General features: G+C 62.5%; 20 protein-coding genes and 2 pseudogenes. 12 read left to right on the forward strand and 10 right to left on the reverse strand.

Annotation, left to right across the window (positions count from 1 at the left end; translation table 11 throughout):
* Positions 1-84: 84 nt before the first annotated feature.
* Entirely contained in the window at positions 85-1,134 is a 1,050-nt protein-coding gene (gene queA, locus R0J92_RS06200; RefSeq protein ID WP_411051059.1) for a tRNA preQ1(34) S-adenosylmethionine ribosyltransferase-isomerase QueA, read from the reverse strand.
* A gap of 70 nt (positions 1,135-1,204) precedes the next feature.
* A complete protein-coding gene (locus tag R0J92_RS06205) occupies positions 1,205-4,627 on the reverse strand; it encodes an AsmA-like C-terminal region-containing protein (protein ID WP_411051060.1) in 3,423 nt (1,140 codons plus the stop codon).
* Positions 4,628-4,688: 61 nt separating this feature from the next.
* On the opposite strand from R0J92_RS06205, the gene R0J92_RS06210 reads away from it, so the two are divergent.
* The 4 genes from R0J92_RS06210 to R0J92_RS06225 all read left to right on the forward strand — a co-directional run bounded on the left by R0J92_RS06210 (position 4,689) and on the right by R0J92_RS06225 (position 8,517).
* Positions 4,689-5,150, forward strand: coding sequence for a peroxiredoxin (locus R0J92_RS06210; RefSeq protein ID WP_411051061.1), 462 nt, complete (start codon positions 4,689-4,691; stop codon positions 5,148-5,150).
* 430 nt (positions 5,151-5,580) lie between these two features.
* Positions 5,581-6,423 (forward strand): ferritin-like domain-containing protein, encoded by an 843-nt coding sequence (locus R0J92_RS06215; protein ID WP_106163547.1) that lies wholly within the window; start codon positions 5,581-5,583, stop codon positions 6,421-6,423.
* 230 nt (positions 6,424-6,653) lie between these two features.
* On the forward strand, positions 6,654-7,985 hold the full coding sequence (locus R0J92_RS06220; protein ID WP_411051062.1) for a DUF5930 domain-containing protein: 1,332 nt from the start codon (positions 6,654-6,656) through the stop codon (positions 7,983-7,985).
* Positions 7,975-8,517: a polymer-forming cytoskeletal protein gene (locus tag R0J92_RS06225; protein ID WP_106163545.1), complete on the forward strand. Its 543-nt coding sequence runs from the start codon at positions 7,975-7,977 to the stop codon at positions 8,515-8,517. Before R0J92_RS06220 ends, R0J92_RS06225 begins: the two co-directional genes overlap by 11 nt.
* A 215-nt stretch (positions 8,518-8,732) precedes the next feature.
* Here R0J92_RS06225 and R0J92_RS06230 read toward each other — a convergent pair whose 3' ends face one another.
* Both R0J92_RS06230 and R0J92_RS06235 read right to left on the reverse strand, forming a co-directional pair.
* Positions 8,733-9,281, reverse strand: a complete 549-nt coding sequence (locus R0J92_RS06230; RefSeq protein ID WP_106163544.1) for a peptidylprolyl isomerase — start codon at positions 9,279-9,281, stop codon at positions 8,733-8,735.
* Positions 9,274-9,780, reverse strand: a complete 507-nt coding sequence (locus R0J92_RS06235; protein ID WP_106163543.1) for a peptidylprolyl isomerase — start codon at positions 9,778-9,780, stop codon at positions 9,274-9,276. The genes R0J92_RS06230 and R0J92_RS06235 overlap by 8 nt, the downstream gene beginning before the upstream one ends.
* A gap of 212 nt (positions 9,781-9,992) precedes the next feature.
* On the opposite strand from R0J92_RS06235, the gene R0J92_RS06240 reads away from it, so the two are divergent.
* The 7 genes from R0J92_RS06240 to R0J92_RS06270 all read left to right on the forward strand — a co-directional run bounded on the left by R0J92_RS06240 (position 9,993) and on the right by R0J92_RS06270 (position 18,431).
* Positions 9,993-11,183, forward strand: coding sequence for a phosphoglycerate kinase (locus R0J92_RS06240; protein WP_411051063.1), 1,191 nt, complete (start codon positions 9,993-9,995; stop codon positions 11,181-11,183).
* A 335-nt stretch (positions 11,184-11,518) separates the two neighbouring features.
* On the forward strand, positions 11,519-13,195 hold the full coding sequence (locus R0J92_RS06245) for a methyl-accepting chemotaxis protein (RefSeq protein WP_411051064.1): 1,677 nt from the start codon (positions 11,519-11,521) through the stop codon (positions 13,193-13,195).
* Positions 13,196-13,519: 324 nt separating this feature from the next.
* The gene (locus tag R0J92_RS06250; protein ID WP_106163540.1) at positions 13,520-13,819 is read left to right on the forward strand and encodes an FtsB family cell division protein; all 300 of its coding nucleotides are present in this window, start codon (positions 13,520-13,522) and stop codon (positions 13,817-13,819) included.
* A 275-nt stretch (positions 13,820-14,094) separates the two neighbouring features.
* Positions 14,095-15,108, forward strand: a complete 1,014-nt coding sequence (pdhA, locus tag R0J92_RS06255; RefSeq protein WP_106163539.1) for a pyruvate dehydrogenase (acetyl-transferring) E1 component subunit alpha — start codon at positions 14,095-14,097, stop codon at positions 15,106-15,108.
* A 17-nt stretch (positions 15,109-15,125) separates the two neighbouring features.
* Positions 15,126-16,502 carry a pyruvate dehydrogenase complex E1 component subunit beta gene (locus tag R0J92_RS06260; protein WP_411051065.1) on the forward strand — a complete coding sequence of 459 codons (1,377 nt, stop codon included), beginning with the start codon at positions 15,126-15,128 and terminating at the stop codon, positions 16,500-16,502.
* Positions 16,503-16,514: 12 nt separating this feature from the next.
* The gene (locus tag R0J92_RS06265) at positions 16,515-17,840 is read left to right on the forward strand and encodes a pyruvate dehydrogenase complex dihydrolipoamide acetyltransferase (protein ID WP_411051066.1); all 1,326 of its coding nucleotides are present in this window, start codon (positions 16,515-16,517) and stop codon (positions 17,838-17,840) included.
* Positions 17,841-17,975: 135 nt separating this feature from the next.
* Entirely contained in the window at positions 17,976-18,431 is a 456-nt protein-coding gene (locus tag R0J92_RS06270) for an NADAR family protein (protein ID WP_106163536.1), read from the forward strand.
* Positions 18,432-18,684: 253 nt separating this feature from the next.
* On the opposite strand, the gene cysE is transcribed toward R0J92_RS06270, so the two are convergent.
* A complete protein-coding gene (gene cysE, locus R0J92_RS06275) occupies positions 18,685-19,491 on the reverse strand; it encodes a serine O-acetyltransferase (protein WP_106163535.1) in 807 nt (268 codons plus the stop codon).
* 360 nt (positions 19,492-19,851) lie between these two features.
* Here cysE and R0J92_RS06280 point away from each other — a divergent pair, with 360 nt between their 5' ends.
* On the forward strand, positions 19,852-20,058 hold the full coding sequence (locus tag R0J92_RS06280) for a cold-shock protein (RefSeq protein ID WP_106163534.1): 207 nt from the start codon (positions 19,852-19,854) through the stop codon (positions 20,056-20,058).
* An 88-nt stretch (positions 20,059-20,146) separates the two neighbouring features.
* On the opposite strand, the gene R0J92_RS06285 is transcribed toward R0J92_RS06280, so the two are convergent.
* From R0J92_RS06285 to R0J92_RS06305, 5 genes and pseudogenes are all read right to left on the reverse strand, one after another.
* Complete coding sequence (locus R0J92_RS06285; RefSeq protein WP_411051067.1) at positions 20,147-20,431, reverse strand: hypothetical protein; 285 nt, start codon at positions 20,429-20,431, stop codon at positions 20,147-20,149.
* Positions 20,431-24,351 (reverse strand): annotated as a pseudogene (locus R0J92_RS06290) (glycoside hydrolase/phage tail family protein). Before R0J92_RS06290 ends, R0J92_RS06285 begins: the two are co-directional and overlap by 1 nt.
* 58 nt (positions 24,352-24,409) lie before the next feature.
* Positions 24,410-24,839, reverse strand: a pseudogene (locus R0J92_RS06295) (NlpC/P60 family protein).
* The gene (locus tag R0J92_RS06300; protein ID WP_411051068.1) at positions 24,836-25,714 is read right to left on the reverse strand and encodes a DUF2163 domain-containing protein; all 879 of its coding nucleotides are present in this window, start codon (positions 25,712-25,714) and stop codon (positions 24,836-24,838) included. Before R0J92_RS06300 ends, R0J92_RS06295 begins: the two are co-directional and overlap by 4 nt.
* Positions 25,714-26,346: a TIGR02217 family protein gene (locus R0J92_RS06305; RefSeq protein ID WP_411051069.1), complete on the reverse strand. Its 633-nt coding sequence runs from the start codon at positions 26,344-26,346 to the stop codon at positions 25,714-25,716. The genes R0J92_RS06300 and R0J92_RS06305 overlap by 1 nt, the downstream gene beginning before the upstream one ends.
* Between the last annotated feature and the right edge of the window lies 1 nt (position 26,347).

Genomic DNA, 26,347 nt, shown 5'->3' on the forward strand with positions numbered 1-26,347 from the left:
GTGTTCCTGCGCGACCTTCCCACAGTAACGTTAACGGTCAACCCCTCAGCCTTTGGGATCGCCACCGCATAACTGGGATGACGCTCAGGGAATCAGCAGAGAGGCATCTCCGTAGGAGAAAAACCGATAGCGCTCCGCCACCGCGTGATCATAGACCCGGCGCATGCGCTCCTGTCCCATCAGGGCCGAGACCAGCATCATCAGGGTTGATTTCGGCAGGTGGAAATTGGTCATCAGCGCATCTGCCACCCGGAAGGTGAAACCGGGATAGATGAAGATATCCGTCTCGCCTTCCCACGGTGCAATCGCGCCGCTGTCGCGCGCCGCACTTTCAATCAGGCGCAGCGCTGTGGTGCCCACCGGGATCACCCGCTGGCCAGCTGCCTTGGTGGCGGCGATCTCAGCCGCGGCCTGCACCGTCACCTGCCCCCATTCGGCATGCATCTTGTGGCTGGTCACGTCCTCGACCTTGACCGGCAGGAACGTACCGGCGCCCACATGCAGCGTGACATAGGTGAACTCAACGCCCTTTGCAGCAAGCGCCGCCAGCAGTGCCTCGTCGAAATGCAGGCTCGCCGTGGGCGCCGCGACGGCGCCGGTGCTGCGTGCCCAGACGGTCTGATAGTCGGTCTTGTCCTGCTCATCCGCCGGGCGTTTGGCGGCGATATAGGGCGGCAACGGCATTGCCCCCGCCTCGGCCAGCGCCGCGTCGAAATCATCGCCCGCAAGGTTGAAGCGCAGACGTCCCTGTCCCTCGACCACCTCGACAAGCTCTGCCGACAGCTGATCGCTGAACACCACCGTCTCACCGACCTTGATCTTCTTGAGCGGTTTCAACAAAGCGCCCCAGCAAGCATCGGCCTGCGGCTCCAGCAAGGTCACCTCGATCCGCGCCGACACAGCGCCTTGCGCCGAGTCGCGATGACGCTGACCGCTGAGACGCGCCGGGATGACGCGGGTGTCATTCAAAACCAGGCGGTCGCCCGGCTGCAGCCATTGCAACAGATCGGTCACACGGGCATCGGTGATCTGGTCCTGCTCCGCCACCAGCAGACGCGCGGAGGACCGCGGCACGGCGGGCCGCGTCGCAATCAGATCATCGGGCAGGTCAAAGTCAAAATCGCTGAGTTTCATGTGGCGCGCGATACTGCGCGCCCAGAGGAAAGTCCATGGCCCGCAGTCGTCACATCTCAGTTTTTATGGCCTAGCGATTGTCCCGCCGCTGCTGCCGCTCCTCGCGTTGCTCTTGTGCGGATTTGCGAGGTGTTTCTGGCTCTTCGCCGGGGGCCGTCGGCTGCGCGCCGCGGAAAATTTCACGCAGGAAGCCCGGTGCAAGCCCCGAGAGCGGATTGACCGAGACCTTGGGGTCATCCGCGTGGCCCGTCAATGTGAAGGAAAAGCCAAACACCCCCTCGCCTTTGCGGGTCATCACGCTGCCGATCGCGTTCACAAGGTAGATCGGCGACAACACCCCACGCATGTTCATACGGCTGGTTGTCAGATCATAGACCCCGTCCAGCGACAGGCCGATCGACGGGCCCACCGCGGACGAACTGTTCAGCGTCAGGTAACGTGATCCAAGCCGGAAATCCGCCTCCACGCTGGTGAACAGGATCCCCTGACCCGACAGCTCGTCGAACAGCCCAACCAGACTGAGCGAATTGATCAGGGCCGCAATCGCCGGGGCGCGCTTGATGCGGATATTACTGATCCGCACCTGCCCGTTGTATTCCCCCGCCGTCTGCGCCGGGATCAGCGTCATCTCGAACGATCCGCCATACCCGTGGCGCACCACTTCAGCGGCACGAAACACCCCGCCCGCATCCTGCGACCGGACGCGCATGGCAAGCCCGCCAGCCTGCGGGACCACCACGCCCTCAACCGGCGTCAGTGAGCCAAGGTTGCCGGTAAAGGCGCCGTTGAACCCGCCAAGCGTGTCAAACCGACCCTCGAACCGGGTCAGTGCAATCTCGTCGGTAACCTGCAATCTGTCGATCGCCAGCGAGATCGGTGTGTTGCTGCCGCCACCGCCGCCGCTCTGCCCGCTCTCTCGACTGCTGAACGGAGCGGTGCGCAGATCGATCACCCCGCCCGTCATCGCCAGCGCGGGTGTCGCATCGCCGCGCCCGGTCAAGGTCACCGGGCCCTGCAGCCAATTGCCAAGCGAGACATTAGAGAACTGCGCGGTGTCCAAGCCGCCGGTGGGTTTTACTGTCACACGCCCCTGCGCCCGCAGGCCGCTGGCCTCAAGCACCAGGTTCTCGACAGAGGGCGTTCCGGTCAGCACCGTGTTGAATGACAGCGTGCCGGTTGTGCGTTCCGGCTTGCTCCAGGCCAGCTCCGGCAACCGCAGGCCGACCCCTTGCAGATCACTTTGAACGCTCAACTGCACCGGCTTTCCCGGTGGCAGAACCGCCTTGATCGTTGCGCTGCCCGTTCCCCTGACCAATCCATCCGGCAGGCCGATCTTCAGGGCCTCTATGGTGCGCGGCGACAGTTCGATCTCACCCTCGATGGTGCCATCCGGCGGATTGCCGGGCCGCAGCCCCTGACGCCAGCGCGCCCGGATCGGCACCCCGGCGAACTGCCCCGGTCCCGACACCATCACATGGCTGTTGTCGCCAGAGATCGACAGCTGGTCCGATGCGATCTCAAACCCCGGCACCAGCACCGAGCTGCTCACATCCCGCAGCTGTCCGGCGTAGTGATAGTCCACTTCCTTCACATCAAGCTTCTTCTTCAGCGGCATCGCAGCGGTCGCCGTCACCGAAACCGCGCCCTCACCCAGCTCGACCGGAAGGCCTACATTGTCCAAAATGCTTAGGGGCGCACGATTGAGCAACGACAGCACCGCCAGCGCTGGCCCATCCGCCTGCGCCCGCAAAATCCCAAGACTGCTGTCCCCTTTTTGCGACATGTCGGGAATGATGAAGGAGGACCCCGCCATATCCATGGCGCCCCCCTGTCGGGCCGTCACCGCACCACGGGTGGCCGTAACCACCAGACGCTTGCCATAGATGCTGAGCTGCCCTGCGGCATCTTCAAGATTGGGGTAGAATTTGTTGAACCTGACGCTGCCGTTCTCGAACCCAAGATCCAGCGCGACAAAGGGCTTCTCCGCGTCCCGTCCACGCAACGCAAACTGCGCATTTTGAATGTCGCCGGTCAACACGTTCTCCGTGAACCAGGCGCGGGGTTTGGGGGGCGCCGAGGGGGGCCACATTTCCTTGACGACCGCGACATCCAGATGGTCTGCCGCCCCCTGAACATCGTAGTTCCAGCCTTTGTCTCCGGCCCGGACCTCCCCGTGCAACAGAAGGTCCGTGTCGCCTTGCTGAACCAGCATTTCGCCGAGACGCAACCGGAATGGCGCCAGCTCCATCAGGAAATCGACGCGCACCCCGGAGAACGACAACGGCTCGGGATAAAGCCGCAGCGGGTTCAGCTTCAGATCGGTAAATCGCAACTGGCCGACCAACTCCGTCAGGCGCCCATCGCGCACCCCCACCAGCTCCGCGCGCCCTTCCATCTGACCACTGACCCAGCCGCTGTCGACCGAGAGGCGGGAAAATTCCAGCTCCTGCGTGGCCGGATCGAAGGTAAAGAAACTCTGCGCAGACTGCAGCGGCACGGGTTTCAGAGCCTCGTTTGGCTGGATCACGCCGCTGCCGATCTCCAAACTCGCGGTCAATGGCAACAAGATGCCCTTGCTGTCCACGGCCCCTTGCAAGGCACCGGAGATCGGCGCGCGCAAGACATCAAGCCACCCAAACGCGGGGCTTTGGCTGGCCACGTCCGAGCTAGGCACCTGATCCACCACCACGGCAAATTCCGCGGCGGTATTGCCAATGTCTGAGCGATAGGTGGCCTCGACCGTGCTGGCATATTCGCGCCCGCTCAGCACCGAGAACCCGGCCTCGATCTCCACATTGTCGCCCGCGCGCGACAGCAGGATCGTCCCACCGTCCAGCGTCCAGGCACGATCAATCCGCCGGTCAATATAGCTCAGGGTAACCGCCTGGGTCTCGACGCGCGTCAAGGCCGACAGGATCGGCAGTTCAAGCTGGCGGTCCCAGGCCTCGATCAACTGCGGCAGGTTCCGAGCCTGCCGGAATGGCGCCGCGCCGTCCGAGAAGCTCAGCGCGACCGCGCCATCACTTTCCCGTTGCAAGGTCGCAAAGAGGCCGGACAGGGAGATCGTCTTTGGCCGGATCTGGCCGCGCAGCAACGGGCGCATGGCCAGCGCCGCCTGCGCATCTTCCAAATGCGCCGCCGGGCTTCCGTCTGGATAGAAGAGCGTCACATCACGCAACGACAGCCGCGGCCGCCAGCCGCTGTGCACCACCAGTTCGATCTCGCCGAATTCGATCTCCAGCCCGCCCAGCTGCGCCTCGAGACGCTGCTCTGCTTCCGCGCGCAGCCAATCAGGCGCGCCCAGCCGCTTGTCCAAAAGGACAAACACCGCCACCGCCAGCACAGCCGCAACTGCCGAGACCCACACAAGGATCTTCCAGGTCCGGCGCATGGCCCGACGCCGCCATGTGGGTTTCTGATCCGCAGGCGCCACGAATTGCGGCAGGTCTTCCTGCGGCGGCGTGACGATCTGTGCTTTTTCTTCGCCTGACATGATCTATGTATGGCTCGCACCAGCAAGAAAACTTGCGCGAAAACGTCTGGAGACCCAAAACATGCTCGAACCCTCTGACCTTGCCCCTGCGTTCACTCTTCCGCGCGATGGCGGCGGCGAAATATCCCTCTCGGACCTGAAGGGTCAGGTCGTTGTTCTATTTTTCTATCCTCGCGATGATACGCCGGGTTGCACCAAGGAATCCATCGGATTTTCCGAACATCTGCAAGCCTTTGCCGAAGCGGGCGCGGCTGTATTCGGTGTCTCGCGCGATACGGTGGCGAAACACGATAAATTCGTCGCAAAACATGGGCTCACCGTGCCGCTGCTCTCCGATGCAGAAAGCACCATGTGCGAGGATTATGGCGTCTGGGTGGAAAAGAACATGTATGGTCGCAAAAGCATGGGCATCGAACGGTCGACGTTTGTGATCGACCGCGATGGGATGATCGCCCGCATCTGGCGCAAGGTCAAAGTCCCCGGCCATGTCGAAGAGGTCCTCGAGGCGGTCAAAGCTCTCTGACCCGATCGCACAAAACGGCAGGCTCCCGCCCCTTTTTAAGATGCGGCAAAGCCACCTCCAAAAGCGTTGGGCCGGGCGGGGCCGCGCCGCAGGCGCGGCCCCGCCCTCCCGCGATTTGCACAGCAAAGCGCAAAACCTCACAGGACCGCCTGCGCCGTGACCTGACGCCTCACTACGGAGCCGCCCGTCACCTGCCCCTGTGACGTCACCGCCCTGGATGGGCTGCAAGAAAAATCGCCGAGGGGCCACACCCTGTGCGTGGGGGGGCGGCTATTTTCCTTGCAGGTCAGACTTTGCGATGGCAGGGGACAGATCAGATGAGGGGCAGTGCCGGAGCGTTTTCGCTCTGGTGAGCTCTGATCCACCCACCCACCGCACCACATGTGCCAGCCACACCCTGCCACGACCTCAAAGCCAGACTGACGGACCCATGACCCAAAGCCGCCCCACCCTCGCCCAGATGGCGACCGAAGTGCTCAATTGCGCCGATGGGCGCGCCAAGACCGCCCTGTCTCGTGCCCATGCCGCAGCGTGGCGAGCGGCCCGCGCTGGCAAGGCACCCGAGATCGCGATCGGCAGCGCCGCGCCGCCGCTGCATCCCGCCCGCCCGGACCAGCCGGCGCTGCTGCACCCGCGTGAGGTACCGAAACGCAAACCCGGCTCGCCGCAGGGACGCATCGCGCTGCTGCATGCGGTGGCGCATATCGAACTCAACGCGGTTGATCTGCACTGGGACATCATCGCCCGTTTCACTCATGTCCCGATGCCCCTTGGGTTCTATGATGACTGGGTGAAATCCGCAGATGAGGAATCCAAGCATTTCAACCTGATGTGCGACTGCCTTGAGAGCCTCGACAGCCACTACGGCGCCCTGCCCGCCCATGCCGGCATGTGGCGCGCCGCCGAGGATACGAAGGACGACCTGATGGGCCGCCTCGCCGTGGTGCCGATGGTGCTGGAGGCCCGCGGTCTGGATGTCACCCCGGGCATGATCGCGATCTTTCGCAAGGCGGGGATGCAGCAGGCGATTGATGCACTGGAAGAAATCTATGCCGAGGAGGTCGGCCATGTGGCCTATGGCGCCAAATGGTTCAACTTTCTCTGCGGGCGCGACAACCTTGACCCCAAGGCCGAATTCCACACCCTCGTGCAGACCTACTTTCATGGCGCATTGAAGCCGCCCTTCAACGAGGAAAAACGCGCCGATGCCGGGCTGCCGCCGGATTTCTACTGGCCGCTCGCGGATGGCGAGGCCCCCGCTTACGCGCGCTGAGCGCCTTGCAAGATCGCAGCCTGCCCCCAGAGCATTACCGCTGGGCAAACTGGCCCATATCGGCAGCTTTCTGCCTAAGGCCAAGGAATGCCGGAACTTCTTCGTAAACTCTTTGGAACAGGGTTGCCGAATGGCCACAGTCTGGCTATTCCATTCCGCCAAGGCTGCATTTGTCCACACCCAAAGGGCATTAAGAATGTGGTCAGGGGACGGAACAAGGATATCGAGACTTGCGAGGCGGTTTGTACCTACGGATTCACGCGTTTCTGGAACGTCGTTTTCCCGAACGTCGGGTTTTCCTGAAATCAGACAGCGACACGCGGTTCATCCGTCTGAGTTCGGAAACCCAGCTTGTCACCGTCGCCGGACTGGCCCTGTTTGTGTCCTGGGCCATCGTGGCAACAGCGATCGTGCTGATGGACAGCATCGGGTCCGGCAATTTCCGCGATCAGGCCCGGCGCGATCAACAGGTCTATCAGGAGCGTCTGAACGCGCTGTCCACTGAACGTGATCGCCGCGCCGAAGAGGCGTTGGCCGCGCAGGAACGGTTCAACTCCGCGCTGCAGCAGATCTCCACCATGCAATCCGAACTGCTGGCCTCCGAAACCCGCCGCCGCGAGCTGGAAACCGGCATCGACGTGATTCAGGCCAACCTGCGCGAAACCATCAAGGAACGCGAGATCCTGAAACGCACGGTGCTCGACCTGCGTGAACAGACGGCCCCCGACAGCCCCGAGGAAGTCCTCGCAGCCACCGCACCCGCGCAGCTTGAGTTTCTGACCGCGGCCCTGGCAGAAACCGCAGAAGAGCGCGATCAGATCGAGAGCGACGCACAATCCGCCCTCAACCAACGCGATGACCTTGAACTTGAACTGCGCCTGAATGCGCAGCGTAACGACCAGATTTTCCGCCAGCTTGAAGAGGCGATGGCGATTTCGGTCGATCCCCTGAACAAGATGTTCTCCGCCGCTGGCCTGCCACCGGACCGAATCCTGGAGCAGGTGCGCCGGGGTTATAGTGGCGAAGGCGGCCCGCTGGAGCCGCTGTCGCTGTCGACCCGCGGCGAAGAGGCAAGCGCGGACGAAATTCGTGCCAATGCCCTGCTCAATCAGATGAGCCAGCTGAACCTCTACCGCATCGCTGCGGAACAGGCGCCCTTCTCGGTCCCGGTCAACCTCAACCAAGTGCGCCAGAGCTCCGGCTTTGGCTATCGCCGCGATCCAAAGACCGGTGGGCGGCGCCTGCACAAAGGGTCGGATTTTGCTGGCGGAACAGGCACGGACATCTTTGCCACCGCTGATGGCGTCGTCACCCATGCGGGTTGGCAGTCGGGCTATGGCCGCCTCGTCAAGATCCAGCATGCCTTTGGCATCGAAACCAGATATGCCCATAACTCCAACCTCCGCGTAAAGGTCGGTCAAAGGGTCTCGCGCGGAGATCATATTGCTGATATGGGTACCACCGGACGGTCCACCGGGACCCACCTCCATTACGAGGTCAGGGTCAATGGCAAACCCGTAAACCCCATGATCTATATCAAGGCTGCGAGAAATGTTTTCTAAGAGCAAAATCAACGAGCCCGGCCCAAAACAAGCCGAGACCCCCACGGCGACCCCGGCCTCCAGCCCGGCGTCCTCTTCCTCTTCGAGCAGCGCATCCACAGGTGCCAGCGAATACAGCAAGCCTGCTGCGCCCAAGGCGAAGCCGCCGGCGTCGCTGCTCAGCTCCGATCTGCACATCACCGGCAACGTCAAGACCACCGGTGACATCCAGGTCGAAGGCACTGTCGAGGGCGACATCCGCGCGCATCTGCTGACCATCGGCGAATCCGCGACGATAAAGGGTGAGATCACCGCCGATGACGTGGTCATCAACGGTCGCATCGTGGGTCGCGTCCGTGGCCTCAAGGTCCGCCTGACCTCCACCGCGCGGGTCGAGGGTGACATCATCCACAAGACCATCGCGATCGAGTCCGGCGCCCATTTCGAAGGCTCCGTGCAGCGTCAGGACGACCCGCTGAGCCCCGGCAAGGCGGCTCAGAAAGCTCCGGCGCATGCGGCAGCAACTGCCGTTCCGGCCAAGGCCGAAGGCTGAGACCACCGGCATCAGGCCTGCGGGCCTGACGTTGCAGACCCTTTCTGTGACCACAACGTATAGCGAAGGCGTCGGAGCCGTCCGGCGCCTTTCTCTTTTTGCTCACACGGCCCTGGCGCCCTACCCCACGACGCCTCTCTCAAGGCAGACAACAACAAAAAACGCCCCGCAGCATCAGACTGCGGGGCGTTCTGTCTCAGGAATGGGCGCGCGCCTTACTCGGTCACGGTGACCTTGGTCATCACGTCCGGCTTGCCGGTGATCGCACCGGAGCGCGGCGCGCCGCGCTTGATGGCGTCGACCACATCCATGCCCTCGGTCACACGGCCCACAACGGTATATTGACCGTTCAGGAAATGCCCCTGATCAAACATGATGAAGAACTGCGAATTGCCGCTGTCGGGGTTCTGCGAGCGTGCCATGCCGACAACACCGCGATCAAACGGCAGGTCGGAGAACTCGGCGGGCAGATCCGGGCGGTCGGAGCCGCCAGTGCCCGCGAGACGCATGTCGGAGCCGAGACGGCCATTTTCCACGTCGCCGGTCTGCGCCATGAAACCGTCGATCACCCGGTGGAACACCACACCGTCATACTGGCCATCATTGGCCAGCGCGGTAATCTGCTCCACATGTTTGGGCGCCACATCTTCCAATAGGTCGATGACGATGGTGCCATTGGCCTCGCCCTCGACCTGGATTTCCAGGCCGGAGGCAAAGGCGGGCGCGGAGACCAGCAGCGCCAGTGCGGTCAGACGCTTAAGCATCCGCAGCCACCTTGACCGAGATCATCCGGTCCGGGTTCGCAGGCGGCTCGCCCCGGGTGATCGCATCCACATGTTCCATGCCCTCAACGACACGGCCATAGACGGTGTACTGACCGTTCAGGAAGTGGTTGTCCTTGAAGTTGATGAAGAACTGCGAGTTGGCGGAGTTCGGGTTCGACGACCGCGCCGCGCCCAGGGTGCCCCGGTCATGCGGCAGTTTGGAGAATTCCGCCGGCAGATCCGGCAGGTCGGAGCCACCGGTGCCCGCGCGACCGATGTTGAACCCGTCTTCCATGTCGCCATGGGCCACGTCGCCCGTCTGCGCCATGAAGCCGTCGATCACCCGGTGAAAGGCCACGTTGTCATATTCGCCGGCGCGCGCCAGTTCCTTCATGCGCTCGGCATGTTTCGGTGCCACATCGGCCAGAAGCTCGATGACGACATTGCCGTCCTTCAGCTCAACGATGATGGTGTTTTCGGGATCCTTGATCTCGGCCATGAGGCCCTCCTGTCATTTTCGTATTGCCGGAATACCTAAAGTCGATGCCCGGTCTTGCCAAGGGCGCAATGCACACTGTCAATCACCTCGGCGGGAACCGGGCAATGATCGGGGCATTGACTGAGATCCCAAAACACAGGACACAAGCGCCAGAACCGAATTTCTGCCATGCGCTCCTCCGCATGCGCGCCATATTCCGAAGGGAGCCGGACATGAGCTGGAAGACACTTGATGACATGGATCTGCAGGACAAGGTCGTTCTGACCCGCGTCGACATCAACGTGCCGATGGAGGGTGGCCGCGTCACCGATGACACCCGCATCCAGCGCTTGGTTCCGACCCTCTCCGATCTGCTGGCCAAAGGCGCCAAGCCGGTGCTGCTGGCGCATTTTGGTCGCCCCAAGGGTCAGGTCGTGGCGGAGATGTCGCTGCAGCCGCTGGTGCCTGCACTGGAAGCCGCCTTTGGCGCGCCGGTGGTCTTTGTCGCCGATTGCCGTGGTCCTGCCGCCGAAGCGGCCGTCGCCGCCCTGCAACCGGGCCAGGTCCTGCTGCTGGAGAACACGCGTTTCCACGCCGGCGAGGAAAAGAACGACGCCGACTTGGCGGCTGAGATGGCAAAGCTGGGCGATATCTTCTGCAATGACGCATTTTCCGCCGCACACCGCGCCCATGCCTCGACGGAGGCGCTGGCCCGGCTGCTGCCCGCCTGTGCGGGCCGTTTGATGGCCACCGAGCTGCAGGCGCTCGAAGGGGCGCTGTCGACGCCGGAGCGTCCGGTCACCGCCGTGGTGGGTGGGGCCAAGGTGTCTACCAAGCTCGACCTCCTCGGCAACCTGGTGGCCAAGGTCGACACACTGGTGATCGGCGGCGGCATGGCCAATACGTTTCTGGCCGCACAGGGCATCGATGTGGGCAAATCGCTGTGCGAACACGACATGGCCGACACCGCCCGCGAGATCATGACCAAGGCCGAGGCTGCAGGCTGCACCATCCTGCTGCCGTCGGATGTTGTTGTGGCGCGAGAATTCAAGGCCGGTGCCGCGAATGAGACCGTGCCCGCCGATGCATGCCCTGCCGATGCGATGGTCCTTGATGCGGGCCCCGCCTCGGTTGCCGCCATCGCCACAGTCCTGGCCGACAGCAAGACCCTGATCTGGAATGGCCCGCTTGGCGCCTTTGAGATCGCGCCGTTTGACATGGCCACCAATGCCGCTGCGCAAAAGGCGGCCGACTGCACCAAGGCGGGCACATTGATCTCGGTTGCCGGTGGCGGCGACACCGTGGCCGCCCTCAATCAGGCCGGTGCGGCGGAGGCGTTCAGCTATATCTCCACGGCTGGCGGTGCCTTCCTGGAGTGGATGGAGGGCAAGACCCTGCCCGGCGTCGCCGCGCTGGAAGGGTGAAACCTGCAGGCAGAATGCCCTCAGGCTGACCCTCTGCTCCATCTTGATACCTCGCTTCCGCCGCGCCACAAGCGCGGCGGAAATCATTGAAAATTTGAAGAAATTTTCCACGCTGCGCGATTGAGATCATGCAAACATAAGCCTATCGCAAACGGTTTCTTTACGATGCTTGACGTAAGGTTTGCTCAATTGGTGGGCACTCACGCCCACATGAATACGTCAGGCAGTTAGGCATGAGCAACTTTTCACTCCGCACTCAGATTTTCATTTTCGCCAGTATTTTTATCATCATGATCCTCGCTCTTGCGTCGGTATCCTGGATGACAAATCAGCGAATGACCCAGGCGACCTATCATTACCGCGCCGTCAGCACACAACTCAAAAGCACGGACGCGATCAAGGAAGACATCGAACAGGGCATCGGTGACCTGCTGTCCTATACTGTCGGCATGCCGGAGGGGCTGAACGAATTGCGCGGCAATATCGTCGAGGTCCGCGACGAAATTGCGAAGGCCGACGCCAATTTCCTAAGCACAAGCGTGGTGGCGGCCCGCGACCCCGCCGCTCACAAGGCGTTGCTTGAGCTCTCCCCCAAACTCGACGCCATCGAAGTCACCTTGGAGCAGGTCGAACGCACCGAGGGCGACGCGCGTCTGGAACTGGTATTCGACAACGTCATCCCAGCCGTTGGCCAGTTGCGCGACATTATCGACGGGCTTCAGGACAAACTGGGCGAGAAAAGCACCGCCGTTCGGGGTCAGGTTGACCAGTTGATTTCCATCAGTCAGATGATCCAGATCTTCAGCAGCGTCGCGGCAACGCTGATTGCGATCGCCGTGGCCTTTGTCTTTGGCCGCAAACTCTCCCGCCCGGTGGCGGATGCCGCAAAAACCATCGATGCACTGGCGCAGCAGGACTATGATGCAGAGATCACCGGCACGGACCGCGGTGACGAGCTGGGCACGATCGCCCGGAACCTGCAGGACTTGCGCACGCAGCTCTCTGAAGCGGATACGCTGGAGCGGCAGAACCAAGAGGAAAACGCCCGTCGAGTGGAGCTGTTCAATGTCCTCGGCGCCGCCATGAGCGGCCTCAAAAGCGGCGAGCTTGACCAGCAGATCCCCAGCGATCATTGGTCGGATCTGGGCGCCAGCTACACCGCGCTCTGCGATGATTTCAACGCGCTGTCCGTCTCTCTGGCAGATCTGGTGGCACAGCTGAACCAAAGCTCCACCGTGGTCGAGGAGAACGCCCGCGAGATGGAGCGCATGTCCGATCAGATGTCCCAGCGCGCTGAAACCCAGGCCGCAACCCTGGAGGAATCCGCCGCCGCACTCGAAGAGATGTCTGCTTCGGTCCAGTCCAGTGCCGCACAGGCACAGGCCGCGGACCGCGAGGTAGAAGAAGGTCGCCGCCGCGCGGAACAGGGCGGCGAAGTGATGCAAAAAGCCCGTCAGGCGATGGCCTCGATCTCCGAGTCCTCCGCCAACATCACCCAGATCATCACCTCCATCGACGACATCGCCTTTCAGACCAGCCTGTTGGCCCTGAATGCCGGCGTCGAGGCGGCCCGCGCAGGCGAAGCGGGGCGCGGCTTTGCCGTGGTCGCCTCCGAGGTGCGCGGACTGGCGATGAAAGCCGCTCAATCTGCGAGCGAGATCAAGCAGTTGGTCCAGGACAGCTCCAGTCAGGTCGAAGAGGGAGAACGCCTGGTTCAGGCCACGGCCGAGACCCTTACCCAGATCGTCGAAAGCGTCACGAATGTCTCCGGCATGGTATCCGCGATCGCCAGCTCCTCAGGCGAGCAGGCCGCCGGCATCAAGGAGATCAACATCGGCGTGGCACAGCTGGACAAGGTGACGCAGGAGAACGCCGCAATGGTGCAGGAAACCTACGGCGCCAGCCAGGAGATGCGCATGCAGGCGAGCCGCCTCACCAACCTGCTGGAGGGGTTCACCGGCGGAGCCTCTGCGACGCTCGACGACTTCACCGACACGCAATCCGCCGCCTGACCGTCGCGGCTCTGCGCGGTCGCCATACGATAGCGACCGAGACGCAATTTCTGTCCTAAAAAGCGCGGTCGGGGCCATCAGTGCCCCGGCCGCGCGTGTCGATGACACCGTGCTTTCGCGGCCGACTGCCCATCTATGAACGCCTGGCCGCCTGTACCCGCCTGATATGCGCCCGAAATACACCAGACTGTCCCGACTTTGCGACACTCCGTGCCCGTTCTCCTTTTGGGAATTCACAGCGCAGCTCTCCTGTGGCATACGAAAGGCAGACGCCGGACAAACTGGCGCGACCGAGCACATTATTCTTCTACAGGCAGCTCCACCGTGACGCGAAAATCGACCCCATCTCTCGGCACCCTGCTGTTCTTTGCCGCGGCATTCTTGCTGAGCGCCTATTTCACCTTCGCCGCCGTGCAGGGTGATTTTGGTCTGTTCCGTCGTGTCGAGCTTCAGGCCGAAGCGGACGGTTTGTCAAAAGATCTGGAGCGCCTTGAACACGACATCGCGCGGATGGAAAACCTCACCCGTCGCCTGTCCGATGACTACCTTGATCTTGATCTGCTCGACGAACAGTCCCGCTCCATTCTCGGCCTCGTGCGCGCCGACGAAATCATCGTCGACTGAACGCTGCCGCGCGACGGGGCTTGATTTACCCATCGCAAGACGTCAGCCTCCTCCTGTCACCCTGCGTTTCGTCGGAAAATGCCGCATGTGTTGGCGTCTCGATGCCCGCTTGCGGCGTGGAAAATGCTGTCAGCCCTCTGATCTCACGCGGCTTTTCCCGGCAACTCCATGCTCGAAATGCAATTGCGCTAGATTATTCCTCGCATGCCTGTCCAAAATGCTTTATGAGATAGTTTAGTGTTAAACTACCTAAACTTTAGGGGGAGCCAGCCGTTATGGCCGCAAGAAAAAGCGCTCAGAAATCAAATGTTTCCGCCGAAGAACTGACCAAATACTACCGCGAGATGCTGTTGATCCGGCGATTCGAGGAAAAAGCAGGTCAGCTTTACGGCATGGGCCTGATCGGGGGTTTCTGTCACCTCTACATCGGTCAGGAAGCGGTTGTTGTCGGCCTTGAGGCCGCAGCCGAGGACGGCGACAAGCGCGTCACATCCTACCGCGACCACGGCCATATGCTCGCCTGTGGCATGGACCCGAACGGCGTCATGGCCGAATTGACCGGTCGCGAGGGCGGCTATTCCAAGGGCAAGGGCGGCTCCATGCACATGTTCTCGAAAGAGAAGCATTTCTATGGTGGCCACGGCATCGTCGGCGCGCAGGTGCCGCTCGGCGCCGGCCTGGCATTCTCCGACAAATACAAGGGCAATGACCGCGTGACCTTTACCTATTTTGGTGATGGCGCGGCGAACCAGGGTCAGGTCTACGAGACCTACAACATGGCCCAGCTCTGGGATCTGCCGGTGGTCTTTGTGATCGAGAACAACCAATACGCCATGGGCACCTCCGTCCAGCGCTCGACCAAGTCGCCTGCGCTGTGGAAGCGCGGCGAGGCCTACGGCATCGCGGGCGAGGAAGTGGACGGCATGAATGTGCTGGCGGTGAAAGAGGCCGGCGAACGCGCCGTCGCCCACTGTCGCGCAGGCAAGGGCCCCTACATCCTCGAGGTGAAGACCTACCGCTACCGCGGCCACTCCATGTCCGACCCCGCCAAGTACCGCACCCGTGAAGAGGTGCAGAAAATGCGCGAGGAACGCGATCCGATCGAACAGATCCGCGAGATGCTGCTGACTGGCAAGCATGCCTCGGAGGAGGATCTCAAGGCGATCGACAAGGAGATCAAGGACATCGTAAGCAAGTCCGCCGATTTCGCCAAGGAAAGCCCGGAGCCCGCGCTCGACGAGCTTTGGACAGACATCTATGCCGCCGACGTGCCGCAGAAAAGCGCCTGAGGGGAGAGACCAAGACTATGGCAACTGAAATTCTGATGCCCGCCCTGTCGCCGACCATGGAGGAAGGCACGCTGGCCAAATGGCTGGTCAAAGAGGGCGATACCGTAAATTCCGGCGATATCCTCGCCGAGATCGAAACTGACAAGGCCACCATGGAGTTCGAAGCCGTGGATGAGGGCACCGTCGGCAAGATCCTGATCGACGAGGGCACCGAGGGCGTGAAAGTGAACACCCCAATCGCCATTCTCGTGGAAGAAGGCGAAAGCGTCGAGGATGCGGTCGCCGCAGCCCCTGCCGCAGACACCTCCGCCCCGGAAGCCGCCCCGGCAGAGGCTGAAAAAGCCCCGGCCAAGGCCGCTGCCCCCAGCGCGCCCGAGGTGGACGAAAGCCCCGACTACCCCGAAGGCACCGAGATGGTGTCCACCACCGTCCGCGAAGCCCTGCGCGACGCCATGGCCGAGGAGATGCGTGGCAGCGAAGACGTCTTTGTTATGGGTGAGGAAGTCGCCGAATACGAAGGCGCTTACAAGATCACCCAAGGCTTGCTGGACGAATTCGGCTCCAAGCGCGTCATCGACACGCCGATCACCGAGCACGGCTTTGCCGGCATCGCCACCGGCGCTGCCTTTGGTGGCCTGCGTCCCATCGTGGAGTTCATGACCTTCAACTTCGCCATGCAGGCGATCGACCACATCATCAACTCCGCCGCCAAGACGCTTTATATGTCTGGCGGTCAGATGGGCGCACCTATGGTGTTCCGCGGTCCCAATGGCGCCGCCGCCCGCGTCGGCGCGCAGCACTCGCAGTGCTATGCCGCATGGTACATGCAGATCCCCGGTCTCAAGGTGGCGATGCCCTACTCTGCCGCGGACGCCAAGGGCCTGCTAAAATCGGCGATCCGCGACCCCAACCCGGTGATCTTCCTCGAAAACGAGATCATGTACGGCAAGTCCTTCGACGTGCCGAAGCTGGATGATTTCACCGTACCGTTTGGTAAGGCGAAGATCTGGCGCAAGGGCGATGATGTCACCATCGTCTCCTTCGGCATCGGCATGACCTACGCGCTCGAAGCGGCGGAAAAGCTGGCCGAGGATGGCATCAGTGCCGAGGTCATCGACCTGCGCACCCTGCGCCCGATGGACCTGCCCGCGGTGATCAAATCGGTGATGAAGACCAACCGTCTGGTCACCGTCGAGGAAGGCTTCCCGCAGGGTTCCGTCGGCGGCTATATCGCCTCCGAGGTGATGCAGCAGGCGTTTGACTATCTCGACGCGCCGATCATCACCTGCACCGGCAAGGACGTCCCAATGCCCTATGCCGCCAACCTTGAAAAACACGCGCTGATCACTACCGACGAGGTGATCGAAGCGGTGAAGCAAGTGACCTACCGCTAAAGGAGAGCAAGGATGCCCACTGAAATTCTCATGCCCGCCCTCTCTCCCACCATGGAGGAAGGCACGCTGGCAAAATGGCTGGTCAAGGAGGGCGACACTGTCTCCTCCGGTGACCTGATTGCCGAGATCGAAACCGACAAGGCGACGATGGAATTCGAGGCCGTGGACGAAGGGGTCGTCGGCAAGATCCTGATCGCTGAAGGCTCTGAGGGGGTGAAGGTCAACACCCCCATCGCGGTCCTGCTGGAGGACGGTGAAAGCGCTGATGATATCGACACATCGGCGGCAAAACCGGAAGCGGCCCCCGCCGCTGACGCGGCTCAGGAGGCGGCCTCCGAAGGAGGCTCCGACGCAGCCGCAGCCCCCGCCGCCGCTAGCGCAACCCCTGCCCCGGCAGCACCCGCTGCGGCGGATGGCTCGCGCATCTTTGCCTCGCCCCTGGCGCGTCGCATCGCGGCCGACAAGGGTCTGGATCTTGCCTCCATCAAGGGCTCCGGTCCGCGTGGTCGCATCATCAAGGTCGATGTGGAAAACGCCACCGCCGCACCCAAGGCAGAGGCAACGACCACCGCGCCTGCCGCAGCTCCGGCTGCTGCTGCACCTGCCGGCCCCTCCGCCGATGCGGTGGCCAAGATGTACGAAGGTCGCGAGTTTGAAGAGGTCAAACTCGATGGGATGCGCAAGACCATTGCCGCGCGTCTCACCGAGGCCAAGCAGACCATCCCGCATTTCTACCTGCGCCGCGACATCCAGCTCGACGCGCTGCTGAAGTTCCGCTCCCAGCTCAACAAGCAGCTGGAGCCGCGCGGGGTGAAACTCTCGGTCAATGACTTCATCATCAAGGCCGTGGCGCTGGCGCTGCAATCGGTGCCCGACGCCAATGCCGTCTGGGCCGGGGATCGCGTCCTCAAGATGAAAGCCTCCGATGTGGCCGTTGCGGTCGCAATTGAGGGCGGTCTGTTCACACCGGTGCTGCAGGATTCCGACATGAAATCCCTGTCGGCGCTTTCGGCAGAGATGAAGGATCTGGCAAGCCGTGCCCGCGACCGCAAACTCGCGCCGCATGAATACCAGGGCGGCGCCTTTGCGATCTCTAACCTCGGAATGTTCGGTATCGACAATTTTGACGCCATCGTGAACCCGCCGCATGCGGGCATTCTGGCCGTCGGTTCCGGCGTCAAAAAGCCGGTTGTCGGCGCCGATGGCGAGTTGACTGTGGCCACCGTGATGAGCGTCACCATGTCGGTCGATCACCGCGTCATAGACGGCGCACTTGGTGCGGATCTGCTGAAGGCGATCGTCGACAACCTAGAAAACCCGATGGTGATGCTGGCCTGATGTATCGCCTGAGATCTCGAAATACAAAAGGCTCCCGTTTGCGGGGGCCTTTTTATTGCACTAAGCTCCTAACCCAATGGTCGCTTCGAGACCAAACGTACTTGTAAATTGCGTCAGTTCTGGAAGTCATCTTATATGTCCAAAGAGCCTGAGAACACCGTCTACTTCTATGCGCAAACAGACGCATATTCTGAGTTTTCCAACTTTGCGCCATATGGCGTCGCGCTTGAGGATCGGTGGTGGAGAACTGTAGAGCACTACTTTCAAGCAATGAAGTTCTACGATGAGGATTATCGCGAACGCATCAGAAGTTGTGGGAAGCCGAAGGACGCTAAGGCACTAGGTATGACGAGAAGAATCCCACTCAGAGCCGATTGGGAAGAGGTCAAAGATACAATCATGTTGGAGGCCGTCAGATGCAAATTTATGACCCACGACGTTCCACAAAAACTGCTCATATCGACGGGAACCGCTCACATTGCCGAGAACGCCCCAATGGATGCTTATTGGGGGATTGGGCCAGACGGAAAGGGTCTCAATAGACTAGGTGAAATCTTGATGCAGGTTCGAGATCAGCTACAAGCGAACTAATGCTGCAACGCAGGTTTGACGCACCTAACCGCAGTTGGCCTCTCTGTTACGACCAAAAGACGTTGCTTGCCCCCGCCCTCTCACCATGTGCCAAATCTATGATCTGGTAGCGCTCGAACCGCCCCAACGGGTCGGGTGCTGCTCGCCCGTCACTCGGGGCGGTCGCAGTGGCATTCCAATTGAGCGCGGCAAAATACCCCAGCGGAGCCATCTTTAGATATCTGCAAGCGGTTAACGCCGCGATGGCGGCGGGCTACTTGCCCGCCAAGACCTGGTTCATGCTGACTGAGGGTTGGTCGCATCCTGCCTCGCCGACAATCTTGGCCGGCACCCCTGCCACCGTCTTGCAGGGCGGCACCTCTTGCAAGACCACCGACCCTGCTGCGATGCGCGAACAGTGACCGATGCGGATGTTGCCCAGAACCTTGGCTCCGGCGCCGATCAGAACGCCATCCTCGATCTTGGGGTGACGGTCCTCTTCTTCCTTGCCGGTCCCGCCCAGCGTCACCGAATGCAGCATGGAGACATTGTCGCCCACCACCGCCGTCTCGCCGATGACAATGGAATGGGCGTGATCGATCATGATGCCCTTGCCGATCCGGGCCGCGGGATGGATGTCGACTCCAAAAATTTCCGAGATCCGCATCTGGAAGAAATAGGCCAGATCCCAATCCCCCTGCTGCCACAGCCAGTGGCCGACACGATAGGCCTGCACCGCCTGATAGCCCTTGAAATAGAGGATCGGTTGCAACAGCCGGTGGCAGGCCGGATCACGGTCATAGACCGCCATCAGGTCAGCGCGCGCCGCCTCGACCAATGCCGGCTCGGCCTCATAGGCGCCATCAACCACCTCGCGCAGGATCACCATGGACATCTCGTTGGAACAGAGCTTGGCCGCGATCCGATAACTCAACGCCTTGTCCAGCGTCTTGTGGTGCAAAATACAGGCGTGGATCAGCCCACCCATCAGCGGCTGTTCTGCAACCGCAGTCTCGGCTTCCTCGGTGATCCGGCCCCAAACGGGGTCGATCTGCCTGACGGCCTTGTGCGTATCCAACATAGGCTTGGTCCTTCTTGCGCGGCGTCTCCGCGCGCTCCGGGAGGGGCACCAGCTTATTCCGGCGCCTCGGGGCTCAACTTAATGATCTAAGGCCTCGCTTGCAAAGCGCAATCCCTTGATGGCATCGATCAGCAAGCGTAATGTAACACAGGCGTGAAAATTACCTTGTGTCCACATGCGCTTACACCGCAAACTCATCGAAAATGTCGAAGAATCCCACTTGTCATGTATCAAGATTCGCGGCAAAATAACCACGCAACCTTATCCTATCGAAGTTCTGTCTACCCGACCAGCTTTCGACGTTAAGCTGCCGGGTCGCCGCACGTTCGCGGGCGACAAAGACAAAAAGGAACTTTTAAAATGGCAAACGGTACCGTCAAGTGGTTCAACTCCACCAAAGGTTTTGGTTTCATCGAAGTTGATGGCCGCTCCAGCGACGTATTCGTACACATCTCCGCAGTAGAGCGCTCCGGTCTGACCGGTCTGGCCGATGGCCAGGCAGTGACGTTCGAGATCGAGGCAGGTCGCGACGGTCGCGAATCCGCCACCAATCTAGAACTGGCCTAAGCACCCGGCGGATCGTGCTCTTCAGCTGATCCGCCTCTGCTGAACTGACATTTGAACGCCCCGGCGACCACATGGTGCCGGGGCGTTCTCATTTTCGCGCGCGGGATGCAGCAGCCAATGCCACGCGCAGGCAATGGGCATAGTCCCGGTCCCCCGGAAAGGGCTCTGGCGCCAACGGATAGCAGCGCGCCGCCCGGTCCAGAGATCCATCGCCCCAGCGCGGATGACAGCGGCCGGTGGCCTGCGCCTGACGTTTTGCCCGTGCCGCGCCCTGCAGGATTTGCCGACAGAGCGCCGCACGCCGGGGTTCCGGATGGGCCAGAAGCGCCCGCGCAAGGCTGCGAATATCTTCCCAGAGCACTGGTTGCTGCATCAGCCGAGGATCCACTCCGCCACCGGCCCGGCGCCATAGCGGGCGGAGATCTGCGCCACCTGCACCACATCGCCGGGGCTGGCGCCATCGCTGATCTGCATCGCCGCCGCATAGACCCACGCCGGGGTCGAGACACGCGCATCCCGCAGGACCGTCGTGCCCGAGAGCACTTGCACACGGTAGCGCTCGCTCTCCTCGCCCAAGGGCACCTCTTCCATGTCCCAGCTGTCGCCCTCGATCCGGGTGCGGCGGATCCAGTGGAACGCCATGTCATTGCCCAGACTATCCGGCGTACGCAAATGCACCGGCGCATAGGGGCGCAGGCCCGCGCCATCAAAGGCCGCAGAAAGCGCCACATAAGACGGGTCGTCATAGGCCCGCCGCGCGGGACCAAAGCGATAGTCGCGCGCAATCCGACGCTGGGAGATGGCAAGATCCAGCTGCTCCACCGCCGCATCCATAAGAACCACATAAGACCCCACCGGCCAGGCCACCGGCATCACCCCGTCGCTGCCGTATTGGCCGCGCAGGCGGTTGCGGATCAGATAGCGGTTGGGCGCGATCAGCTCGGCCTCGGCAAACTGGATCACCTCCCAGTTCTCCGGGCTGCCATCGCCGATCGCCAGCCGATTGGCACCGCCCAGCACCGCAAGGCGCTCCTGACTGTCGAGCGTGCCAGCGATCAGCTCCACCTCGAGATCAGCGCCCCTGCCCCAACGCCCGAGTGGCCCCGCCAGCAATTCCGTTCTGGTCAGCCCCACGGTGGCGCGGGCGGGCAGCAGCTCTTCCAATGCAAACTCCCCGCCAAGGTCAGCACCATACAGGGCAACCGCGCCCGGCCAGTCCTGCGCCGTGGCACAGACATGCGGTGCATGCGGCACCTCATCCCCGCGCATCAAGGGCAGATCGAGGAACAGCGGCAACACCGGCGTGGGCGCGGCAAAGGCATCATTGCGCGGCAGATCCTCAGGCGTGGCCAGCGGCTGATAGACGACGGGTTCAATGCGCACAGCCTCCAGGATCTGCGCCTCGGCCTGTTCCACCCGGTCCACGCGGTAGCGCGCAGCCCCCTCGCCATTCTGCCCCGGCAGGCGTACCACATCGCCCGCCGCAACCTCCAGCGCGCGCGAGGGCGGCAGGGCAAAACGTGCGGTGTCGCGCGAAATCCGCGCCTCCGCCAGCCAGCGTTGCACCACCTGCCGCCCCTCGGCGCGGGTCAAGGCCATGGGCAGGTCGTTCTGGCTCACCGCATGGGTGGCCTCGTCCGGCAGCACCGCTTCTTCGGCCACGGTGTCGTGGCTGCCGCCCCATTCGACAAAGCGCAGGCGCACCCGGCCCATCAGCTCTGCCTCGGGCATGCGGCTTTGTTCCTGATCGCCGTCCATCTCTGGCAGTACCGCCAGCGCATCCGTCTCCAGATCCAATGCGTTCAGCCCGTCGCGCAGGCGAAAGATCAGCGTGCCATCACGCTCGATCGCGTCAAACCCGTGACGCAGCATCAGGGGCTGCAAGGCACTACGCGCCTCCGCCACATCATAGACCGCATAACCGCGCACAATACCCCAGAGCTGGCTTACGTCGATCTCCGTCACGCCCGCCTCCCGGCAGATCTCCGTCACCACAGAGGCCAGCGTGCGCTGCCCCGCGCGCCCGTTGAGTCAGTGCCCGCGCGCGTAATTCTCACCATCGTCCCAGACCTCCACCCGGTTGGGAAAGGCCGGAAAGGGCCGCGCATCCCAGGCCCAGATATAGGCGTGGTTCAGGTCCACCATCGCACCGCCATAAGCGCTGGAAGTCGGATTATGCGCCGCCTCCTGCCAGTATGTCAGCTGCGCGCGCAGGTACTGCTGCTGGATCAGATCGTCCCGCAAGCCATTGGAGGCACGCGGCAATTGCGATTCAGAGCTTTTGGGATCAAGGAATTTGTTCGGCTCATTGGTGCCCTTGTCGATGGCCGCACAGCCCAGTTCGGTGAACCAGATCGGTTTCGATTGCGGCACCCAATCGGTCGCGGTTTCGGACCGCACCCCGCCAATCCGATCGTGATGCGGCAGCGACCACCAGCTGCGCATGTCCTTGTTGCGATAGATCCACGGCTCATCATAGGCGCCATCGGTGATCGGCGTGCGGATCTGCGCCGCCTCGGCTTCGGGGGAATGATAATACCAGTCATAGCCCTCACCGCCCTCGATATTGGCCTTGAGGTAGCCGAGATCATAGATCGCAGGCCACTCCTGCGCGTCGAGATGATCCTCGCCTTCGCGCCAGTCGCTGAGCGGCATGTAGTTGTCGATGCCAATAAAATCGATCTGCGGGTCGGACCACAGCGGATCGAGGTGAAACAGATGGTCGCCCTCCGGCGTCTGATAGCCGAAATACTCCGACCAATCCGCCGCATAGCCCAGTTTGACCTCCGCCCCCAAAAGCGCGCGCACCTCACCCACCAGATCCTTCAAACCTTCAACAAAAGGAAAGCCGCTCGCCCCCCGGATCTGCGTCAACCCGCGCAGTTCCGAGCCGATGCAGAACGCCTCCACGCCGCCCGCCGCCGCACAAAGCGCTGCGTAATGCAGGATAAAGCGGCGAAAGCTCCACTCATCGGGGCCGTGATAGCTCACCTGCCCGCCCGAAATGATGAAATCGCTGGCCTGTGCGGTGCCGAGAAAACCTGCGACCTCCGTATCCGCGAGCACAGTGCCATCCGGGCTGCCCGCCAGACCCGGCGCGGTCGAGAGCGTGATCCGCCCCCGCCACGGCAGCACTGGCTGGCCATCAGCATTGCTGTAGGGATCGGGCAGATCATTGCCCGCCTGCTGCTCCATCAGGATGAACGGGTAAAACATCACCCGCTTGCCTTGCGCGTTCAGGTGCTGGATGCCCTGCACCACCGCCTGATCCGCCGGAGTGCCGCCATAAACGGCTGCGCCCGCGTCCTTGATGACCTCGTCCGCGCTGGCCCGGTTGAGCCCCGCCACCTGCCACGGCATCGAGCCATCAGCGAGCTTCTGTTCCACCTTGGGCGCAAGGGTGCAGTCACCACAGCGCAGATCATCGCCAAACCAGCACACCACCATGGACACCGCCTCGGCCTGCGGCAGCTCCTCAGAGAGTGCATCGACCGAGGCCACCAGATCGGTCTCGCCGGAGATCTGATTGATATTGGCGGCTTTCTGCGCGCCGGGCCCGTGCTGCATATAGACCGGCTGGCTGGCCAGACTGTATTCGCCCGTGCCGGGGATCAGCGCCACGCCGGGCACAATCTGCGCCAGATCCTGGTCGTAGGTCTCGCCCGAGGGCTGCTCCGCGCGCAGCACCTCGAATGAGAACTGCGGCACCCGGTTGCCGAACCGCTCCAGATCGAGGTTTTCAAACACCACATAGGCGGTGCCCCGATAGGCAGGCACCTGGCCCGCGCCCTCCACCGCCTCCATCAGCGGGTCGGGCAGCTGGTCCTTACTGCCCCGGTAGACGGTCATATTGAGGTCGCTCAGAGCCACCTCCTCGCCATCGGCCCAGACCCGCGACACCCGTGTGATCTCGCCCGCGCAGATCGCCACCGCCATCGACAGGCTGTAGGAATAGCTGGTGGTGGTGCGTTTGGGCGCAGAGCCCTTGCCGCCCGAGGATGTGGTGGTTGCGGTCTCGACAAACTCTGTCGCCCAGATCACCTGCCCGCCCAACCGCATGCGGCCAAAGACCTGCGCCATCGGCTCGCCATCGCTGCCGGTGGTGATGCGAAACCGGTCGACCTTGCCGGTTTCCACCGCCGCACTGCCACTGCCCAAGAGGCGCTCGTCAATGACCCGGCCCAGGGTTGCACCGACCGCGCGGCCAATGATCGCCGTCGACAGCCCCGCCACAGAGCCGCCGATTGCCCCGCCCACGGCGGACCCTGCCGCTGCCAGTACCAATGTCGCCATGATATGTCCTCCTCAGGGATCGTTGGGGTGGAGAAAGTTCGGGCTGCCGCCCGCTCGCTCACTCTGCGGGAAAGGCAAAGCGCGCCACGATGCGCCGCTGCCATGCGGGTGTCAGCGCGCTCTCGACCACGCCATGACCGCTGTAGGCATGGATGAAACGGGACGCGCTGCTTTGCAGGCCAAGGTGTTTGGCCACAGCCCCCCCCATGCATGCGAAACAGGATCACTTGACCCGGTGCGGCGTCTTGGACGGGCTGCATATGCCGCAGCGCCGCCCGCCACAGGCGTTCCTCAGTGCCGCGTTCGGCCCAGTCGCGGGTATAGGGCGGTACGGATTCGGGTTCGGTTCCATAAAGGCTGCGCCAGATGCCCCGGATAAGCCCGAGACAATCGCAGCCCGCACCCCGCGTGGCCCCCTGATGCCGATAGGGCGTGCCAAGCCAGTGCCGCGCCACGGCCACCACCTCTGTGTTGATGTCGCGACTCATCGGCGGCTGCCGCCGGTGTTCTGACCATTGCGCTTGGGCACCGCCACCATCCAGTCCTCGCCGGGGATGTCGGGAAAGCCCTGATAGTTCACCAGATTGTCGAACTTCAGCCGACAGGTGCTCATGCGCTTGTCACAGCCTGCGGTCAGACGCACCCGGTCACCGGGCTGAATATCGGCGCGGATCGGCTGCCAGAGGGTGATTTCACGGCGCTCGCTCGTGCTGTCCGACCGGATCGGCGCCCACAGACCGGCGCCTGCGCCGCTCCGCACCGTGAGCCGCCCGCCGGTGAACCACTCTGGCGCAAACCCATCAAGCGCGTCCCAAAGGAAATGCTGCCCCTCGTCGATGTTTTCAACTGACACATCAGTTACATAGCCAGCAGTGTTGAGGTCAAACTCACACGCCGCATCCCCCAGAACCGCGCTACAGGGCGTCTGAAACACCCGCCCCAGCGGCTGGTTCAACCCTTCGGTCAGGCCACGCAATTCAGCCTCAAACGCGCCACCTGCGCGGCGGATCTCGCCCAAGGAGCCGCGAAACTGCAAGGCGCGCTCAGTGGTGTCGGCCCAGCTCACCAGCCACGCCCGCACCTCAGCCCCATCATAGCGCCCGGATTCAATATCCGCCTCGCGCACCGCATCGGAACTGAGTGCGCCGAGTGCTTCGCTGTTGTCGACCGCAAGCCCGGTGCTTTGCATCAGGCTGCGCGCCGTGAGGCCGGTTCCGGCGCGGAATGTCACGCCGTCAAAGCTCAGATCCCGGTCATGGTCGGTGAACCCCAGCGTCACCCCGTCGGCGCGACTGACGGCCCAAGCGCGGCACACCGTGGTGGCCCCGGATTTAAGATGCGTGTTTAAGCCCTCGCGATCCATCACACCCGCACCTCCACCACTGGCACATTCGGGGCCTCGCCTGCCTGAAACGACGCCACCGAGGTCTGGATGCGATCCGTGTCAAAGCGGACCGGCACGTCGAACTCGAACCCGGCGCGGATTTCACGGCCAATTTCTGGCACATAGGCCAGCGTCACCTCGCCCGTGGTCAGGTCGAGGTCGTAATCCACGCCCTCCACCAGCGCCTCATTGTCGATCCCAAGCCGCACGGTGCCCGCCACGGGTTTGCTGATCGGACGCAGATACTCATGCGGGCCGGAGCGGTAGCGCTTGGCAAGCTGAAACCTGTTGGTGTCGCCATCACCCAAAGCGATCAGCTGATCCTCAAACGTTACATCCTGACCCGGCAGCGATGACGCATAGTCGGTCCAGTCCTTCCAGCGAAACCCATGGAGCTGACCTTGACGGGCCTCAAAAAACGCAATCAGCGCGGCAATATCCTCAAGGCTGCGCAAGCCCAGCCCCGCATCATAACGCCGCCGCGCATGCGCCCAGGGGGTGTTACGTTCCTCGTGGCCATTGGCCAGCGTTACCACATCCGTGCGCCGCTCCGGCCCGCCAACAGAGCCGAAAGAGAGCGTCTCCGGGAAACGAACTTCGTGAAAACTCATG

Source organism: Tritonibacter sp. SIMBA_163 (assembly GCF_046535935.1).
GTDB lineage: Bacteria > Pseudomonadota > Alphaproteobacteria > Rhodobacterales > Rhodobacteraceae > Epibacterium > Epibacterium scottomollicae.

Coding starts and splice junctions, on each gene's coding strand:
- R0J92_RS06260 (WP_411051065.1), top strand. CDS start 15,126: ATGGCAACTGAAATTCTGATGCCCGCCCTGTCGCCGACCATGGAGGAA.
- R0J92_RS06205 (WP_411051060.1), bottom strand. CDS start 4,627: ATGTCAGGCGAAGAAAAAGCACAGATCGTCACGCCGCCGCAGGAAGAC.
- R0J92_RS06235 (WP_106163543.1), bottom strand. CDS start 9,780: ATGGCCGAGATCAAGGATCCCGAAAACACCATCATCGTTGAGCTGAAG.
- R0J92_RS06230 (WP_106163544.1), bottom strand. CDS start 9,281: ATGCTTAAGCGTCTGACCGCACTGGCGCTGCTGGTCTCCGCGCCCGCC.
- queA (WP_411051059.1), bottom strand. CDS start 1,134: ATGAAACTCAGCGATTTTGACTTTGACCTGCCCGATGATCTGATTGCG.
- R0J92_RS06300 (WP_411051068.1), bottom strand. CDS start 25,714: ATGGATCGCGAGGGCTTAAACACGCATCTTAAATCCGGGGCCACCACG.
- R0J92_RS06265 (WP_411051066.1), top strand. CDS start 16,515: ATGCCCACTGAAATTCTCATGCCCGCCCTCTCTCCCACCATGGAGGAA.
- R0J92_RS06225 (WP_106163545.1), top strand. CDS start 7,975: ATGTTTTCTAAGAGCAAAATCAACGAGCCCGGCCCAAAACAAGCCGAG.
- R0J92_RS06240 (WP_411051063.1), top strand. CDS start 9,993: ATGAGCTGGAAGACACTTGATGACATGGATCTGCAGGACAAGGTCGTT.
- R0J92_RS06280 (WP_106163534.1), top strand. CDS start 19,852: ATGGCAAACGGTACCGTCAAGTGGTTCAACTCCACCAAAGGTTTTGGT.
- cysE (WP_106163535.1), bottom strand. CDS start 19,491: ATGTTGGATACGCACAAGGCCGTCAGGCAGATCGACCCCGTTTGGGGC.
- pdhA (WP_106163539.1), top strand. CDS start 14,095: ATGGCCGCAAGAAAAAGCGCTCAGAAATCAAATGTTTCCGCCGAAGAA.
- R0J92_RS06285 (WP_411051067.1), bottom strand. CDS start 20,431: ATGCAGCAACCAGTGCTCTGGGAAGATATTCGCAGCCTTGCGCGGGCG.
- R0J92_RS06245 (WP_411051064.1), top strand. CDS start 11,519: ATGACCCAGGCGACCTATCATTACCGCGCCGTCAGCACACAACTCAAA.
- R0J92_RS06270 (WP_106163536.1), top strand. CDS start 17,976: ATGTCCAAAGAGCCTGAGAACACCGTCTACTTCTATGCGCAAACAGAC.
- R0J92_RS06210 (WP_411051061.1), top strand. CDS start 4,689: ATGCTCGAACCCTCTGACCTTGCCCCTGCGTTCACTCTTCCGCGCGAT.
- R0J92_RS06215 (WP_106163547.1), top strand. CDS start 5,581: ATGACCCAAAGCCGCCCCACCCTCGCCCAGATGGCGACCGAAGTGCTC.
- R0J92_RS06305 (WP_411051069.1), bottom strand. CDS start 26,346: ATGAGTTTTCACGAAGTTCGTTTCCCGGAGACGCTCTCTTTCGGCTCT.